The sequence below is a fragment of the Novosphingobium sp. FW305-C-30-35 genome (assembly GCF_058783135.1).
On the sequence record NZ_JBYSYJ010000001.1, the window covers coordinates 2,200,954 to 2,216,381 of the forward strand.

Annotated in this window: 12 protein-coding genes; 5 read left to right on the top strand and 7 right to left on the bottom strand. The window is 65.3% G+C overall.

The genetic code is table 11. The features are described 5' to 3' along the window. Nucleotides 1-221: 221 nt before the first annotated feature. A complete protein-coding gene (locus AC3WLM_RS10850; protein ID WP_492477361.1) occupies nt 222-752 on the top strand; it encodes a biliverdin-producing heme oxygenase in 531 nt (176 codons plus the stop codon). Continuing rightward, nucleotides 749-3,319, top strand: a complete 2,571-nt coding sequence (locus AC3WLM_RS10855) for an HWE histidine kinase domain-containing protein (protein WP_492477362.1) — start codon at nt 749-751, stop codon at nt 3,317-3,319. The genes AC3WLM_RS10850 and AC3WLM_RS10855 overlap by 4 nt, the downstream gene beginning before the upstream one ends. 179 nt (nt 3,320-3,498) lie before the next feature. On the opposite strand, the gene AC3WLM_RS10860 is transcribed toward AC3WLM_RS10855, so the two are convergent. From AC3WLM_RS10860 to glnE, 4 genes are all read right to left on the bottom strand, one after another. Then, nucleotides 3,499-4,212 (bottom strand): M23 family metallopeptidase, encoded by a 714-nt coding sequence (locus tag AC3WLM_RS10860; protein ID WP_039336239.1) that lies wholly within the window; start codon nt 4,210-4,212, stop codon nt 3,499-3,501. A 185-nt stretch (nt 4,213-4,397) separates the two neighbouring features. Continuing rightward, on the bottom strand, nt 4,398-5,195 hold the full coding sequence (locus AC3WLM_RS10865) for a ferritin-like domain-containing protein (protein WP_492477363.1): 798 nt from the start codon (nt 5,193-5,195) through the stop codon (nt 4,398-4,400). A 15-nt stretch (nt 5,196-5,210) separates the two neighbouring features. After that, the gene (locus tag AC3WLM_RS10870; protein WP_062345892.1) at nt 5,211-5,684 is read right to left on the bottom strand and encodes a peroxiredoxin; all 474 of its coding nucleotides are present in this window, start codon (nt 5,682-5,684) and stop codon (nt 5,211-5,213) included. Continuing rightward, a complete protein-coding gene (glnE, locus tag AC3WLM_RS10875; protein ID WP_039336233.1) occupies nt 5,684-8,356 on the bottom strand; it encodes a bifunctional [glutamate--ammonia ligase]-adenylyl-L-tyrosine phosphorylase/[glutamate--ammonia-ligase] adenylyltransferase in 2,673 nt (890 codons plus the stop codon). Before glnE ends, AC3WLM_RS10870 begins: the two co-directional genes overlap by 1 nt. A gap of 109 nt (nt 8,357-8,465) precedes the next feature. Here glnE and AC3WLM_RS10880 point away from each other — a divergent pair, with 109 nt between their 5' ends. Continuing rightward, nucleotides 8,466-9,464, top strand: a complete 999-nt coding sequence (locus tag AC3WLM_RS10880) for an agmatine deiminase family protein (protein WP_492477364.1) — start codon at nt 8,466-8,468, stop codon at nt 9,462-9,464. A 129-nt stretch (nt 9,465-9,593) separates the two neighbouring features. On the opposite strand, the gene wecC is transcribed toward AC3WLM_RS10880, so the two are convergent. Further along, nucleotides 9,594-10,898 (bottom strand): UDP-N-acetyl-D-mannosamine dehydrogenase, encoded by a 1,305-nt coding sequence (gene wecC, locus AC3WLM_RS10885; protein WP_492477365.1) that lies wholly within the window; start codon nt 10,896-10,898, stop codon nt 9,594-9,596. Next, nucleotides 10,888-12,027, bottom strand: a complete 1,140-nt coding sequence (wecB, locus tag AC3WLM_RS10890) for a non-hydrolyzing UDP-N-acetylglucosamine 2-epimerase (protein ID WP_492477366.1) — start codon at nt 12,025-12,027, stop codon at nt 10,888-10,890. Before wecB ends, wecC begins: the two co-directional genes overlap by 11 nt. Nucleotides 12,028-12,133: 106 nt before the next feature. Here wecB and AC3WLM_RS10895 point away from each other — a divergent pair, with 106 nt between their 5' ends. Both AC3WLM_RS10895 and AC3WLM_RS10900 read left to right on the top strand, forming a co-directional pair. After that, nucleotides 12,134-13,471, top strand: a complete 1,338-nt coding sequence (locus tag AC3WLM_RS10895; protein WP_492477367.1) for a nucleotide sugar dehydrogenase — start codon at nt 12,134-12,136, stop codon at nt 13,469-13,471. A 127-nt stretch (nt 13,472-13,598) separates the two neighbouring features. Continuing rightward, nucleotides 13,599-14,597 carry a GDP-mannose 4,6-dehydratase gene (locus AC3WLM_RS10900; RefSeq protein WP_492477368.1) on the top strand — a complete coding sequence of 333 codons (999 nt, stop codon included), beginning with the start codon at nt 13,599-13,601 and terminating at the stop codon, nt 14,595-14,597. A gap of 98 nt (nt 14,598-14,695) precedes the next feature. Here AC3WLM_RS10900 and AC3WLM_RS10905 read toward each other — a convergent pair whose 3' ends face one another. After that, entirely contained in the window at nt 14,696-15,367 is a 672-nt protein-coding gene (locus AC3WLM_RS10905; protein ID WP_039336219.1) for a glutathione S-transferase family protein, read from the bottom strand. Nucleotides 15,368-15,428 lie beyond the last annotated feature (61 nt).

Genomic DNA, 15,428 nt, shown 5'->3' on the forward strand with positions numbered 1-15,428 from the left:
TGGAGACTCCGCCGTGTAGGTATACGCGTCGAATGACGTATGCCCTTTGTGGCGGGATTTCAGGGGCTTGCTCACGGCTCAGCCCGGGAATCAGGCGATCTGCACAGGATTTGAAGTCGGCGCAGGAAACTTTTGCCACGCGGTGCGTTCATTGTCGTTAACGTTAGTCTTGTGGTCGGTGGCCGTTGTCGATTCCTGAATTCTCCGGCCAGTCGGCCCGCATGCTCCTTCGCGAAAGCACCCGCCCGGATCACGATCGCGTCGACGCCGCCTTTGCCCGGTTCGACCTTGGCGATCCTGTCGATTACCGCGCGTTCCTTCTCGCCCAGGCGTCGGCCTTGCTCCCGATCGAAGCCGCGCTGACCGCTGCGGGCGTGCAGGAGGTCGTCTGCGACTGGCCGCAGCGGCAACGGGCAAGCCGCGTCCTTGCCGACCTCGCGGACCTTGGCCTCGGCACTCCCAGGGCACTGGAGGCGCCGCAGCTTGGCTCAACGGCGCAGATGCTGGGGGCTCTCTATGTCGTCGAAGGCTCGCGCCTCGGCGGAGCGATGCTCGCCCGACGCGTGCCCGCGCATCTGCCCTGCCGCTTCCTTTCGGACTCGGACTCCTCGCGCTGGCGCTCGCTGGTCGCGCTGATCGATCACGAACTCGCCTCTCCCGCAAGCCAGGCGGCAGCCTTTGCCTCTGCCCGCGCGGCGTTCGCCCTTTTCGAAGCCGCCGCTCATGCGCAAGCCGGAGTTCGCGTCCCTTGAGCACTGACCCATTGGGCACTGGCAGCGCGGTCGACCTGACCAACTGCGATCGCGAACCGATCCACATCATCGGCACCATTCAGCCCAGCGGCTTCCTCATCGCGTTGACCGCCGACTGGTTGATCGCCCGCGCCTCGGCAAACCTTCCGGAATTCATCGGCTGGGAGCTTGCCGATACCTACGGGCGCTCGCTTGAAGAGGTTTTCCTGCCGCAGGCCGTGCATGACCTGCGCAACCGCACCACCATGCTCCGCAACGAAGACGCGGTCGAACGCATGTTCGATGTCCCCCTCGTCGCGGGCAAGGGCAACTTCGACGTCGCCGTCCACTACAGCGGCGGCCAGATCGTCATCGAGGCCGAACCTTCGCGCGGCAGCCTCGGCGACGTCACCGGCATGGTCCGCTCTATGTTTGCGCGGCTCGATCAGTGCAAGAACATGACCGCGTTCTACCGCGAAGGCGCCCGCCAGATCCGCGCGCTGATCCAGTTCGACCGAGTCATGGTCTATCGCTTCGCTCCCGACGGATCGGGCGAAGTCGTGGCCGAAGCCTGCCGCCCCGGCATCGGCCAGTTCCTCGGCCTGCATTACCCGGCCAGCGATATTCCGGCCCAGGCGCGCCAGCTCTACTTGCGCAACGTCCTGCGCGTGATCGGCGACGTCCACGCCACGCCCGTGCCGGTGCTTCCCGCGCTGGACGAGACCGGCGCCCCGCTCGACATGTCGCTCTCGCTGTTGCGCTCGGTTTCGCCGATCCACATCGAGTATCTCAAGAACATGGGCGTCGATGCCTCGATGTCGATCTCCATCATCGTCGATGGCAAGTTGTGGGGCCTTTTCGCCTGCCATCATTATTCGGCCAACAACCCCAACTTCGAACGCCGCGCGGTGGCAGAGCTGTTCGCCCAGATGTTCTGCATGCGCCTCGAAAGCCGCGAGCGGCAGGATACGATGGAGTTCGAACGCCGCGCCCGCGATATCTCCGACCAGCTGCTCGGGGCTGTCGCCTCTGATGAAACGCTGCTGCGCGATCCCGACTGGCTGGCCGACATCCTCACGCACGCCATTGCGGCGGACGGCGTGGGCGTCTGGCTCTCGGGCGGTTATGCCTTCTCCGGCCAGTGCCCGCCCACGGAGGACTTCCGCCGCATCATCCGCGCGCTGAACACCACTGCCGCCGGCAAGGTCTACGCGACAGATCATATCGGCTCGCTGATTCCGGATACCTACCGTTTTTCCGACAAGGTCGCGGGCCTGCTTGCCATCCCCATCTCACGCTCTCCGCGCGATTACGTCGTGCTTTTCCGGTCGGAGATGGTGCGCTCGGTCCGCTGGGCAGGAGATCCGCACAAGCCCGTCGAGTACGGCCCCAACGGCCCGCGACTGTCCCCGCGCGAGAGCTTTGCCGAATGGAAGGAACTGGTCCGGGGCAAGTCCAGACCATTCACCTCCTCGGAACTGCGCGTAGCCGAAACCCTGCGCGCCACTCTGATCGAGGTCGTTTTGCGCCTGTCGGACGAGGCCACCGCCGAACGCCAGCAGGCAAGCGACCGGCAGGAACTGCTGATTGCCGAGCTAAACCACCGCGTCCGCAACATCCTCGGCCTGATCCGTGGCCTCATCCGCCAGTCGCAGGCGAGCGATCCGGCGCTGGCGGGCTTCGTCAAGCTGATCGACGGCCGCATCCATGCGCTCGCCAGGGCGCACAACCAGATCACCGAGGACCACTGGGGCCCGGCGCCACTGCAATCCCTCATCGACGCCGAGGCGGCGACGTTCATGGTGGACAGCAGGCGCATCCGCAGTTCGGGCGAGCAGGTCATGCTCAATCCGCTCGCCTATTCGACGATGGCCTTGGTCCTTCACGAACTCGTCACCAATTCCAGCAAGTACGGCAGCCTCTCGGTCCCCGATGGTCATGTCACGATCGCCTGGAATTTCTCAGCCAAGGGTGACCTTCTGGTCGCATGGCGCGAGGTTGGCGGCCCGCCCGTGCGCGAACCGCAGCGGCAGGGCTTCGGCACCACGATCATCCAGCGCTCTGTGCCCTACGATCTCGGCGGCGAGGCTGCGGTGCGCTTTCAGGAAAGCGGGTTCAAGGCTGACTTCTGCATTCCCAAGCGCCACGTTGCCGAGGCCTCGGGTGCAGCGCGCGTGATCCATTTTCCCAAGTCAGGCCCCGGCCACGTCGAGGAACCTCCGCAGAACCTGCTCACCGGTCAGCGCGTCCTGCTGGTCGAGGACAGCCTGATCATCGCGCTCGATGCCGAGGATATCCTCTCCCGTCTTGGCGCCGAGTCTGTCGTGACCGCAGGCTCCGTCGACGCCGCCCTCGATCTGATCGACGCAGCCCGGCCGACCATCGCCTTGCTCGACATCAATCTCGGCATCGGCACCAGCTTCCCGATTGCCGATGTCCTGCATGAACGCGAAGTGCCTTTCATGTTCGCAACCGGATATGGCGAGCAGGCAAAGTTCCCGGACGTCCACCGCGCCCGCCCGGTGGTGCAGAAGCCCTATACCATCGGCAACATCGCAAGAGCTTTGGCGACGCTGCTGCCGGACTGAAGAGGTGCTTGAACTCCCCCTCCCGCAGGCGGGGAGGGGCTGGGGGTGGGCATTCGCCGTCAGGCGAAGTTTGCGCAAAGCCTGAGGCACAAACAGAAAAGGGCGCCGTCACCGGCGCCCTTTTCCGCATCCTCTCCAAGATGCTCCGTGATGAAACGGGTCTTTGGCGACCCTGTTCCTTATTCTTCCGGACCGCCGCGGCCTTCGGCCTTGTCGTTCGAGGCATAAAGCGCGTCGCCCTTGCCCTGCATGTAGGGCAGCGGGTTCACAGCTTCGCCCGAAACGCGGACTTCATAATGGAGGTGAGGGCCGGTCGAACGGCCGGTCGAACCGACGTAGCCGATGATGTCGCCCTTGCGGACCTGCTGCCCTTCGGCAACCGCCACGCGCGACATGTGGCCATAACGGGTTTCCATGCCACCGCCGTGGTCGAGGCCAACGAACAGGCCGTAGCCGCCGAACCATTCAGCCTTTTCCACGACGCCATCGGCGCTGGCGCGGATCGGGGTGCCGGTCGGCGCGGAAAGATCGATGCCCTTGTGGGCGCGGCGGCCGCCGAGCACAGGATGTTCGCGCATGCCATAGCCGCTCGAAAGGCGGGTCATCGCCACAGGCGCCAGCGACGGGATCGAAACCGATGCCTTGCGGATGGTGGTCGGCTTCGAGGAAGGCAGGATGCCGTTGTCGAGCTGCTGCCAGCTGGCGAAGAGGCGGCGGAATTCTTCGTCACCGCGATCGGCCGAGACGCCTGCCTTGGCGGCTTCGGCAGCGCGAAGCGGGGCGGCGATGTCTGCGGAAGCGGCGCTGTTTGCGAATGCCGGCGCGGAAGAGAATGCAACAACTGCCGTAAGGGCGCTGAATACAGTCTTGAAGGTGTTTGTGTTGAACAACATTACGACCCGTACGACCTTTTTCTCGGCTCTCCGCTTCCGGCGTTAGGCCGTGAAGCAGCAAGCCCTGAAACCCCCAGAGCGAACCCGATTTGCGGCAACAGACAGACGTGCGGCCTGTCGCCCGGGATTTTTCAGAGTTGGTCGGAACCCCCCGCCATCTCGTGAATTGGGGTATGCGGGGCAGGTTACTGGCAGGCAACCCCTGCCATCATTTCGCGCGACAAACCGGCTGATCGACGCGCCGAGTCGTTGAACGGTGGCTTAACGACACCGCGAAAGTGCTGCCGGACCAAGGTTTTCCAAAGGTCCGCGGGGGATTCGCCCCTCGTTTGGCAGACTGCGGCGAAATGTGTTGTGCCGAACCGCACATGGCGAATTTCATCGTCAACGATTCTTTGCAGGATACGGGCAGAGCGATCGTCACCGCCTGCCAGAAACCGCTCGACGGTCGCGGGCGTCACATCCAATGCACGTGCTTCCAGCACCATCGGCACCACGGCCAGCCGAGCCGCCACATCGTGCGCGGTCTCGCGCGCCGCATCCCACAATCCGTCATGCGCCGGCATCGCTCCATAGAAGCTGCCCAGCGTGCGCAAGCGGCGGGAAATCAGCGCAAAATGCATCGCTTCGTCCGCTGCGACCGACAGCCAGTCGTCGACGAACTGCCGCCCCATCTCCGCACCGAATCGTCCCGCCGCATCCAGCGCCAGGTCGATCGCCACGAATTCGATGTGCGCCAGCGCATGAAGCAGGGCGAGCCTTCCGTGCGCCGATCCGCGCCCGCGCTTGGGCATGGCACTGGGCGGCAGCAGCTCCGGCTTGTCTGGCCGGGCCGGATAGTCAGGCATCGCCACGTCGAACACCATCGCCAGCTCACCGCCACGCCAGCGGCGCACCACGTCGCGCGCCGCCATGACCTTGTCACGCGGCTCAGGCGTCAGCATCACCGCGCGGATGGCGCGGGCGAGGGTAGGTGCGTTCATTGCTCGTGTTGCCGGTCAGAGCGCCTTGGCTGCAGCCAGCACTTCCTCGGCGTGGCCCTTGACCTTCACCTTGTTCCACACCTGCGCAATCTTGCCATCCGTGCCGACAAGATAGGTCGTGCGCTCCATGCCCATGTAGGTGCGGCCGTACATCGACTTCTCGGTCCAGATCCCCAGCGCATCGGAAACCCCGCCTTCCTCGGCATCGCTGGCGAGCGGCGCGACAAGCGCGTGCTTTTCGGCAAACTTGGCATGCTTCTGCGGCGGGTCCTTGCTGACGCCGAGGACGGCAACGCCCGCGGCCTCGAACTCGCCATGAAGCGCCGAAAAGTCCTTGTTCTCGGTGGTGCAGCCCGGTGTGTCGTCCTTGGGGTAGAAGAACACGACCAGCTTGCGCCCTGCGAAATCCGAAGCCTTCACGCTGCCGCCATCGGGCTTGGTCATCGCGATGTCGGGGAATGCCTCGCCCGTTCCGATCCGCTCGCTCATCATGCAATCTCCAGTTGAATATCGAACACCTGCGCCCAGCCACGGCCCACGCAATGCCGTGCTGCCAGCACCGCATCCAGCAGCGCGTCCCAGCTTTCCAGGCCGCAGGACCGCGCGACGATGCCCCGGCTCGCTTCTGGCGGGAACATGCCATCAGGGGCAACCAGCCGCACCACCACCAGCAATCGCGCCAGCAGGTCATGCGCCTGCCGCATGCCGGCGGGCAGCAGCCCAAGGTCTTCGAGCGCCTGCACCGCCGCGCCAAGATCCGGCGTCTGCGCCAGATGGTCGCGCAATTGCAGGAAATGGACCATGAATTCGATGTCCACCAGCCCGCCCCGCGCCAGCTTCACGTCGAGAGGGCCCTTGGCCGGCTTGTGCTCAGCCATGGTCCTGCGCATTTCCAGCACATCGGCGCGCAGCTTTTCCGGGTTACGCGGGCGCTCCAGCACCCGCGCGATGATCGCCGAAAGCGCCGCCCGGTCCGCGTCGGTCCCGAACATCGCCCGCGCCCGGCACAGTGCCATGTGCTCCCACGTCCAGGCATCCTCGCACTGATACTTCTCGAAGCTGTCGAGGCTTACGGAGATTGGCCCTTGCGCCCCCGAAGGCCGCAGCCGCGTGTCCACCTCGTAAAGCGCGCCCGCCGCCGTCGGCACCGAAAGCGCGGCGATCACCCGCTGCGCCAGCCGGTTGTAGTACAGCGTCGCCCCCAACGGCCTGCGCCCGTCGGATTCGCTCGCATGATCGCCGCTGAACAGGAACACCAGATCAAGGTCCGATGCATGCGTCAGCGCTGCACCGCCCAGCCGCCCGAGGCCGAGGATCGCCAGATCGCTCTCCGGCACCACACCGTGATTGACACGAAACTCCTCGATGGCCGCACGGCCCAGCACCTCGATCGAAGCCTCGGCCACCCGGCTCAGCGCCGCTGCCACCTCAAGCGGATCGCGCTGCCCTTCAACCAGCTGCACCCCCAGCGCAAAGCGCATCTCGCCCACGCGCAGGCGCACTGCATCGAGCAGCCGCTGGTAATCGTCCCCTGCTTCCCCGCGCGAAAGCTCGGCCGCAATCTCGGCAACGCTGCCCGGCAGGTCGAACGCCGACCGGTCGATCAGGATGTCGAGCAGGTCCGACCGTCGCGCCAGCTCGTCCGCCAGGGTCGGTGCGTGGGCCAGCACTCGCATGACGACGGCCAGCAATCCCGGCCGCGCCTCCAGCAGGCGGAACACGTTGATCGCACTCGGCAATCCCTCCAGCAGGTGTTCCCACCGCAGCAGTGCCCGCTCCGGGTCCGGCGCCTCGCACAGCGCACGCAGCAGCTGCGGCCGAATCCGCGCAAACGCTTCGCGCGCCTCGGCGGAGCGCAGGCAACGGTACTGCCCGCCCTCCCAGGCCTGCACCCGCTCGGCAAAGCGATCGACCACCGGGTCGGACTGGTCGGGCACCTCCACTTGCACCGCGCCCGTCGGCGCATACGTCTCGATCAACGCATCGAACCGCCGCCCGACCGTCTCGGAGATTGCCGTCAGTTCCGCCACCAGCGCCGCGCCATCTGCCAGCCCGTCCAGCCGCGCCACGCCATCGAGCGCGGCCGCATCTCCCGGCAGCGAATGCGTCTGCTGGTCCGCCACCATCTGCAAGCGGTGCTCCAGCGTCCGCAGCCGGTCATAGCTCTCGCCCATCACGGCGGCATCCTCGGCCCCGATGATCCCGGCTTCGGCGAGCGCATCAAGGCTCGCCCGCGTACCCCGGAGCCGCAGCGCGGGATTGCGCCCGCCATGGATCAGCTGGTGCGTCTGCGCGAAGAACTCGACCTCGCGAATCCCGCCGCGCCCGCGCTTCAGGTCATAGCCCGGCCCGATCGCCTGCCCTGCCGAATAGTGATCGCGGATCCGCGTCGTCAGCCGCCCGATCTCGGCAATCGCCCCGAAATCGAGGCTGCGCCGCCACACGAAGGGCCGGATCGTATCGAGGAAGGCCTGTCCCCGCGCCACATCGCCCGAAGCCGCCCGCGCCCGGATATAGGCCGCCCGTTCCCACGCCAGCGCGCTCGATTCGTAATGCGTGATCGCCGCTTCGAACGGCAGGGCGAGGGGGCTGACCTCCGAGGCGGGCCTCAATCGCAAGTCCACCCGGAAGACATAGCCATCGCCCGTCACCGCAGACATGATCTCCATCAGCGACCGCGCCACGCGCTGCGCCGCATCGGCTGGATCGTCGCGCTCGCGGCGCGGCAGGACATCGGGATCGTAAAGCAGGATCGGATCGATGTCCGATGAATAGTTCAGCTCCTGCGCCCCGTGCTTGCCCAGCGCTATGGCGGTAAATCCGGTGCTGTCCGCATCGGGCACGCGCCGCCGGATCGCCGCCGCAATCGCCGCGTCGAGCGACCGGTCGGCAAAGTCCGATAGCTCCGCCACCACGCGCCCCAGCGGAAACGCCCCCGCCAGATCGCCGATTGCCACGACCAGCGCCAGCGCCATCCGCTCCCGCCGCAGCGCCACGGCGGCATCCTCGATGCCAGAGCCGGCAGCCTTGGCCCGGGCCAGCGCCCCTTCGGTATCCCCTGCCGCCAGCAAGGACTCGACCTCAGGCAAGCGGCCAAGCGCCATCGACAGAAACGGGGAGTGCGCACGCGCGCGGGCAAGGGCGCTTGGGAAATCGGTCATCGTCCGTCCCGAATGCCCCGCTTGCCGCGCGTGATCAAGCGCCATGGAAAACGCCCGCCTTCTGCTCTAAGGCGCGGGGCCAATTCCTCGGATTCCGGACCAGACAGCCATGACCGCCCACTTCACCATGCCCCCCGAATGGCACCCCCAGGACTGGCTGTGGATCGGCTTCCCGCACCTCGCCGAGGAATGGTCGGGGGTGATCGACAAGGCGCAGGAGCAGATTGCTGCCTTCGCCAGCGCCGTCGCCGACAGCGGCCAGGAAGTGCGCCTTGTCGTGCGCGATGCCGCCAACGAAATGCGCGCAAAGTCGCTGGTCTCTGCGGCAGTAAAGCTTGAACGCCGCACCTATGGCGATGTCTGGCTGCGCGATACCGGCCCGCTCGTCGTGCTCGATGAAGCGGCCAATCGCAGCGCCCGCCTGTTCGGCTTCAACGGCTGGGGCGAGAAGTATCTGATGCCGGGCGATCAGGAGATCGGTGCAGACCTCGCCGTTTCGGCCGGCCTCGAATCCTCGAAGGCTGACTGGATTCTCGAAGGCGGCGCACTGGATGGCGATGGCACCGGCCTCGTCGCCACGACCGAACAGTGCCTCCTCAACCCCAATCGCAACCCGCACCTGACCCGCGCGGACCTCGAGATGCGCCTCAACCGCGATCTCGGCTACACCCGCGTCCTCTGGCTGGGCGACGGGTTGATCAACGACCACACCGACGGCCACGTCGACAATCTCGCCCGCTTCGTCGGCCCGAACCGCCTTGCGCTCCCCCGCGCTACCGGCCCGAACGACCCAAACGCGGCGATCTATGCCGACGCCAAGGCCCGCGCCCAGGCCGCGAGCGTGGACGTGGTCGAAGTTCCGTCGCCGGGCCGCATCGAGTGGGGCGACATGATCCAGCCTGCCAGCTACATGAACTTCGTCATCACCACGAACCTCGTGGTCGTGCCGATCTTCGGCTCGCCCCACGATGAAGATGGCGTCGCCGCTATCGCCGAACTATTCCCCGACCGCGCCACCATCGGCCTGATGGGCGATGCCGTCCTCGCAGGCGGCGGCGGCTTCCACTGCGCCAGCCAGCAGATGCCGAAAGCGGTTTCCAGGCAATAACCGAGCGTCACCGTCACCCCGGGCTTGACCCGGGGTCCCGCTGCCTTCTTGGCCGAGCTGAAACTGAAAAAAGCGGGACCCCGGATCAGGTCCGGGGTGACGAGTTTCTTTATTGATTAGCGGACGGCCTCAACTCGCCAGCCGCAACCCCGCACCAGCCACATCAACCCCCGGCTGATCCGGCCAGATCCCGCGCGTATCGTAGACGACCTTGCCCGAACGCTCGGCCAGCGGCACCACCTTGAACACATCGTGGTCCACCAGCACGATCAGCACGCCGCACTCCTCCAGCGCGGTATCGAGGTCGATCTGCACCGCACCCGTTCCCTCGAACTCGCGCGGCAACTGGCCCGCATAGGGCTCCACCACGTTGATCCGGCTGCCGAACTTGCGTGCCAGGCTCGCCGCCACATAGCGCGCCGGGCTCTCGCGGAAATCGTCGATGTTGGCCTTGAACGCCAGCCCCAGGCAGGCAACCTTCACGCCCGGATGCGCCTCGACCAGCGCCGAGGCCTTGGCGACGACATGGTGCATCTTGCCATCGTTCACGTTGCGCGCGGTGCGGATCAGCGGCGTTTCATCAGGAGCGCCCGCGACGATGAACCATGGGTCCACCGCAATGCAGTGCCCGCCCACGCCAGGGCCGGGCTGCAGGATGTTCACGCGCGGATGGCGGTTGGCCAGCCGGATCACTTCCCACACGTCCAGCCCCATCCGGTCCGCCACCATCGAAAGCTCGTTGGCAAAGGCGATGTTCACGTCGCGATAGGCGTTCTCGACCAGCTTGGTCATCTCGGCCGAGCGCGCATCGGTCGTCACGCAGGTCCCGCGCACGAAGCGCTTGTAGAACGCCAGTGCCTTGCGCGCGCAACGCGGGGTGATGCCGCCGATCGAACGGTCGTTGTTGGTCAGTTCCTCGAGAATGCGTCCCGGCAGCACGCGCTCCGGGCAATAGGCGATGGAAACGTCGGGCGTCTCCTTCGTCTTTCCGGGGAACTTGAGGTCGGGCCGCAGCCCCGCCATCAGATCCCGCATCTGCTCGGTCGTGCCGACAGGCGAGGTCGATTCGAGAATCACCGTGTCGCCTGCCTTGAGCACCGCCGCAACTTGCGTCGCAGCCGCAAGCACATAGGAAATGTCCGGCGTGTGATGTCCGTCCTTCTCGAACGGTGTCGGCACCGCGATCACGAAAACGTCGGACGGCGCGATCTGCGTCGATGCGCGCAGCAGCCCGCGCTGCACCACGCCATGGACGAGTCCATCAAGGTCGACTTCCTCGATATGGATCTCGCCGCGATTGATCGTGTCGACCACGTGCTGCGACACGTCGAGGCCGAGCACCTTGCACCCTGCGCGGGCTATGATGGCAGCGGTTGGAAGTCCGATATAGCCGAGCCCGACAACACAGACGTCCGGCTTCACATCACCCATCATTCGCCAGCAACTCCACGATACGGCGCGCCGATTGCCCATCCCCGAACGGGTTGTGCGCACGCGCCATGGCCGAATAGACAGCCTTATCGTCGAGCAGGGTGAAGATTTCGGTAACGATGGTGTCCACGTCGGTGCCGACCAGCTTCGCGGTCCCGGCAGTCACGCCTTCGGGCCGCTCGGTCGTCTCGCGCATGACCAGCACCGGCTTGCCCAGCGCAGGGGCCTCTTCCTGCACGCCGCCCGAATCGGTCAGCATGATCTCGGCCACGGACAGAAGGCGGGCGAAGTGCGGGTAATCCAGCGGCTCGATCATTGCCACGTTGGGCAGACCGTTGAGCGCCGCGTCCATCACCTTGCGCACATTGGGATTGGGGTGGACCGGAAACACCACTGCCACGTCCTCGCGCGCAGCAATCTGCCGCACGGCCTCGGCAATGTTCTCCAGCCCCCCGCCAAAGTTCTCGCGGCGATGGCTGGTCACCCCGATCACGCGCTTCCCCGCAAACCGCGCCTCGATTTCGGCAAGCCCGGAAGCAAGCGCCGGTTCGGCCTCGATCTTTGCCGAAACCCATTGGAGCGCATCGATCACCGTGTTGCCGGTCACGTGTACGCCCTTGGCATCGACATTCTCCGCCAGCAGCGCCGCTGCCGAAACATCGGTCGGCGCAAAGTGCAGCCTGGCAATCGTGCCGATGATCTTGCGGTTCACCTCCTCGGGCCAGGGGTGATAGATGTTGTGGCTGCGCAGCCCCGCCTCGACATGGGCCACCGGCAGCTTGCGATAATAGGCGGCCAAGGCGCCGGCCATCGCGGTCGCGGTGTCGCCCTGAACCACCACCCAGTCGGGGTTCACCTGATCCATCACCTTGCCCAGTTCCGTCAGCAGCGCAGCCGTCAGCCCGTCGAGCGTCTGGTCCGGCTTCATCAGATCGAGGTCGTATTCCGGCACGATCCCGGCAATCTCCAGCACCTGATCCAGCATTCCGCGATGCTGCGCCGATACGCAGGTCACAACGCGCGTGCGCGGATCGGCCGCAAGCGCGTGGACCACGGGAAACATCTTGATCGCTTCGGGGCGGGTGCCAAACACCACGAGGATCGTCTTTGGGAGGATGGCCTTTTCCGTCATGGCGCTTCCAATATCGGCTGAGTGTTAACCGTGAAATAAGAGCCTCGATTTAAGCAAGGCGGCGATCCGGCGCTTCAAGCGTCAACCATGAAAGGCCGCCTGTCCCGTGACAGTCCAGTTCCCGACGCTTGCTCCTGCTCCAGTTCCCGGTCACCCTCGGGGCCTCGATCCGCTGGTTTCGGCGACTACCCGCGTCACCGTGCTCGGCCTTGGTTACGTCGGCCTGCCGCTGGCTGTCGCGCTCGCCAAGAAGTTCTTCGTCACCGGCTTCGACATCGACGTCCAGCGCATTTCGGAATTGTCCGAAGGGCATGACCGCACACGCGAGATCGAGCCGGCGCTGCTTTCGATGTCGAGCCTTGGCCTCACTTGCGATGCCGGGGTCTGCCCGCCGAGCGACTTCTACATCGTCACCGTGCCAACGCCCATCGACAACCAGAATCGACCCGACCTGCGCCTTGTCGAATCCGCCTCGCGGACGGTCGGCAAGATGCTGCCCGCTGCCGTCAAGGAAGGGCGCGCGCCTGTCGTCGTGTTCGAAAGCACCGTCTATCCGGGTGTAACCGAAGACATCTGCGGTCCGATTCTCGAGGAAGTTTCCGGCCTCAAGTGCGGTCAGGACTTCTTCCTCGGCTACAGCCCGGAACGCATCAACCCCGGTGATCGCGAACATACCATCGAGCGCATCACCAAGGTCGTCTCCGGCCAGACGCCCGAAGTGCTCGATCGCGTGGCCGATCTCTATGGCGCGATCACGTCTGGCGGCGTGTTCCGCGCCGCTTCGATCAAGGCTGCCGAAGCCGCCAAGGTGATCGAGAATGCCCAGCGCGATATCAACATCGCCTTCATGAACGAGATCACCCAGATCTTCTCGAAGATGGACCTCTCGGTCTGGGACGTGCTCGCCGCCGCCGGCACCAAGTGGAACTTCCTGCCCTTCACCCCCGGCCTGGTCGGCGGGCACTGCATTGGCGTCGATCCCTATTACCTCTCGGCCCGCGCCGAAGCCCTCGGCCACGATCCCCAGGTGATTCTCGCCGGGCGCGGGGTGAACGATGGCATGGCGCAATGGGTCGCGCAGCAACTCCATGCCCAGCGCGGCGGCAAGCCGGGCACGGTCCTCGTCCTTGGCCTGACGTTCAAGGAAAACGTGCCGGACCTGCGAAATTCCAAGGTCGCCGATGTCGTCGCCGAACTCCAAGCGCTCGGCCACAAGGTCGCCGTCCATGATCCCCATGCCGACAACGCCGAGGCCATGCTCGAATACGGCATAGAGCTGGCGGGCGACGCCTTCGATCAGACCTTCGACCTCGTCTTCCTCGCCGTGCCGCACAAGTACTACCTTGCCGCAGGAGCAGACCGCATCGCGTCACTGGTGGCGCCGGGCGGCACATTGGCGGACCTCAAGGGCGTGCTGGGTGACCGCGCCGACTGGAAACTCTAATTTATCCCTTTACCCTGCGTCCCCGCGAAGGCGGGGACCTCGGTGTTCTGACGGAACGCCAGCATAAACCGACTGAGGCCCCCGCCTGCGCGGGGGATCAACTGCTTGATTCGAAAGTGAAGCCAACGTGAAAGTCCTCGTTACCGGAGCCGCCGGCTTCATCGGCTATTCGCTCATCACCCGCCTGCTCGCGCGGGGAGACGAGGTCGTCGGCGTCGACATCGTCAACGATTATTACGACGTCAGCCTCAAGGAAGCGCGCCTCGCCCGGCTGGTGGAGCAGGGCGGTTCGCGTTTCTCGTTCTGTCGCAATGACTTCAGCGATCACGCAGGCCTTGTCGCCGCGCTGGAAGGCAAGCAGTTCGAACGCATCGTCCACCTCGGCGCGCAGGCCGGGGTGCGCTATTCGATCGAGAATCCGCACGCCTATGTGCAGTCCAACCTCGTCGGCCACCTCAACCTTCTCGAAGTCGCCCGCCATCGCGGCGCGGAGCACATGGTCTATGCCAGTTCCTCCTCGGTTTATGGTGGAAATACAAAGCTTCCCTTCTCGGTGGACGACCGCGTTGATCACCCGCTCTCGCTCTACGCCGCCACCAAGAAGGCGGACGAACTGATGAGCGAGACCTACGCCCACCTCTACCGCCTGCCGCTGACAGGCCTGCGCTTCTTCACCGTCTATGGCCCATGGGGCCGCCCCGACATGATGATGTGGCTGTTTACAAAGGCAATTCTGGCGGGCGAGCCGATCAACGTCTTCAACCACGGCGACATGTACCGCGATTTCACTTATGTTGACGACATCGTCAGCGGCGTCATCGCCTGCCTCGACAACCCGCCGCCGGACGACGGTTCGGTCAAGGCCGGGGGCAGCGAGAAGCCCCACCGCCTCTACAACATCGGCAACCACAAGTCCGAGCACCTGATGAAGGTCATCGCGATTCTGGAGGAGCAGCTGGGGCGCAAGGCCGAGATGAATCTGATGCCGATGCAGCCCGGCGACGTCCGCCAGTCCTTCGCCGACATCGATGCGATTTCAGGCGACCTTGGCTATCGTCCGACGACGAGCATCGAGGTCGGGGTGCCCAACTTCGTGAAGTGGTACAAGGACTACCACGGGTTGTGACCTTGCGCCCCGGAGTTGCGGGGGAGTTCGCGAGAGTTGCCGCTTTGCCCCCGGGAGTTGGGGGTGAGTCAGGGGTGAGTTGGAAAACCCCGGTTTCGTCAGGCGTTCACGTCGGCATAGTGGCTCGGTGGCTGGATCACGTCCATGCGTTCGGCCAGGAGCGGGCGGAAGCTGGGGCGGCTCTTGAACACCGAATACCACCCGCGCGCCTGCTCGTGCCCCGACCAGTCGATCCCGCCGAGATAGTCGGCCACCGAGATCTGCGCGGCGGCGGCAAGATCGGCAAGGCTCATCGTCGAGCCTGCCAGCCAGGGCCGGTTGTCGATCAGATAATCGATATAATACAAGTGCTCATCGGCCAGCCGCATTGAATCGCGCAACCGCTTGCTGTCTGGCGGGCTGCGATAGACCAGCCGCTTCTTCATCCGCTCTTCCAGCAACGGCAACGTGACGTCGGCATAGAAATTCTCGTCGAACAGGGCCACCAGACGGCGGATCTCCGCGCGGTTCACCGCCGTGCCGTTGATCATCGGCGTCTTGTCGACGGTCTCTTCGAAATACTCGCAGATCGCGCGGCTGTCGGCCAGAACCACGCCGCGTTCAGGGTTCTGGATTGCCGGAGTGCGATAGGCGGGGCTCAGCTTCCCGAACGCCTCGGTCCGCTCCCACGGGTTCTCCCGCACGAGATCATAGGCCACGCCCTTCTCGCTGAGGAGAAGGCGCACCTTGCGGCTGAACGGACACAGGGGAAATTGATGTAGCTGCCACATGCGTGGAAGCTTTGCGCGGGGAGCGACGCAGGGTCAAGGACATGCGGCATGCTGCGTGCTT

What these genes read in the sequence shown, in the direction of transcription:
- AC3WLM_RS10880 (WP_492477364.1), top strand. Translation starts at nt 8,466, where the DNA reads ATGACCGCCCACTTCACCATGCCCCCCGAATGGCACCCCCAGGACTGG.
- glnE (WP_039336233.1), bottom strand. Translation starts at nt 8,356, where the DNA reads ATGACCGATTTCCCAAGCGCCCTTGCCCGCGCGCGTGCGCACTCCCCG.
- AC3WLM_RS10870 (WP_062345892.1), bottom strand. Translation starts at nt 5,684, where the DNA reads ATGAGCGAGCGGATCGGAACGGGCGAGGCATTCCCCGACATCGCGATG.
- wecB (WP_492477366.1), bottom strand. Translation starts at nt 12,027, where the DNA reads ATGACGGAAAAGGCCATCCTCCCAAAGACGATCCTCGTGGTGTTTGGC.
- wecC (WP_492477365.1), bottom strand. Translation starts at nt 10,898, where the DNA reads ATGATGGGTGATGTGAAGCCGGACGTCTGTGTTGTCGGGCTCGGCTAT.
- AC3WLM_RS10865 (WP_492477363.1), bottom strand. Translation starts at nt 5,195, where the DNA reads ATGAACGCACCTACCCTCGCCCGCGCCATCCGCGCGGTGATGCTGACG.
- AC3WLM_RS10860 (WP_039336239.1), bottom strand. Translation starts at nt 4,212, where the DNA reads ATGTTGTTCAACACAAACACCTTCAAGACTGTATTCAGCGCCCTTACG.
- AC3WLM_RS10905 (WP_039336219.1), bottom strand. Translation starts at nt 15,367, where the DNA reads ATGTGGCAGCTACATCAATTTCCCCTGTGTCCGTTCAGCCGCAAGGTG.
- AC3WLM_RS10850 (WP_492477361.1), top strand. Translation starts at nt 222, where the DNA reads ATGCTCCTTCGCGAAAGCACCCGCCCGGATCACGATCGCGTCGACGCC.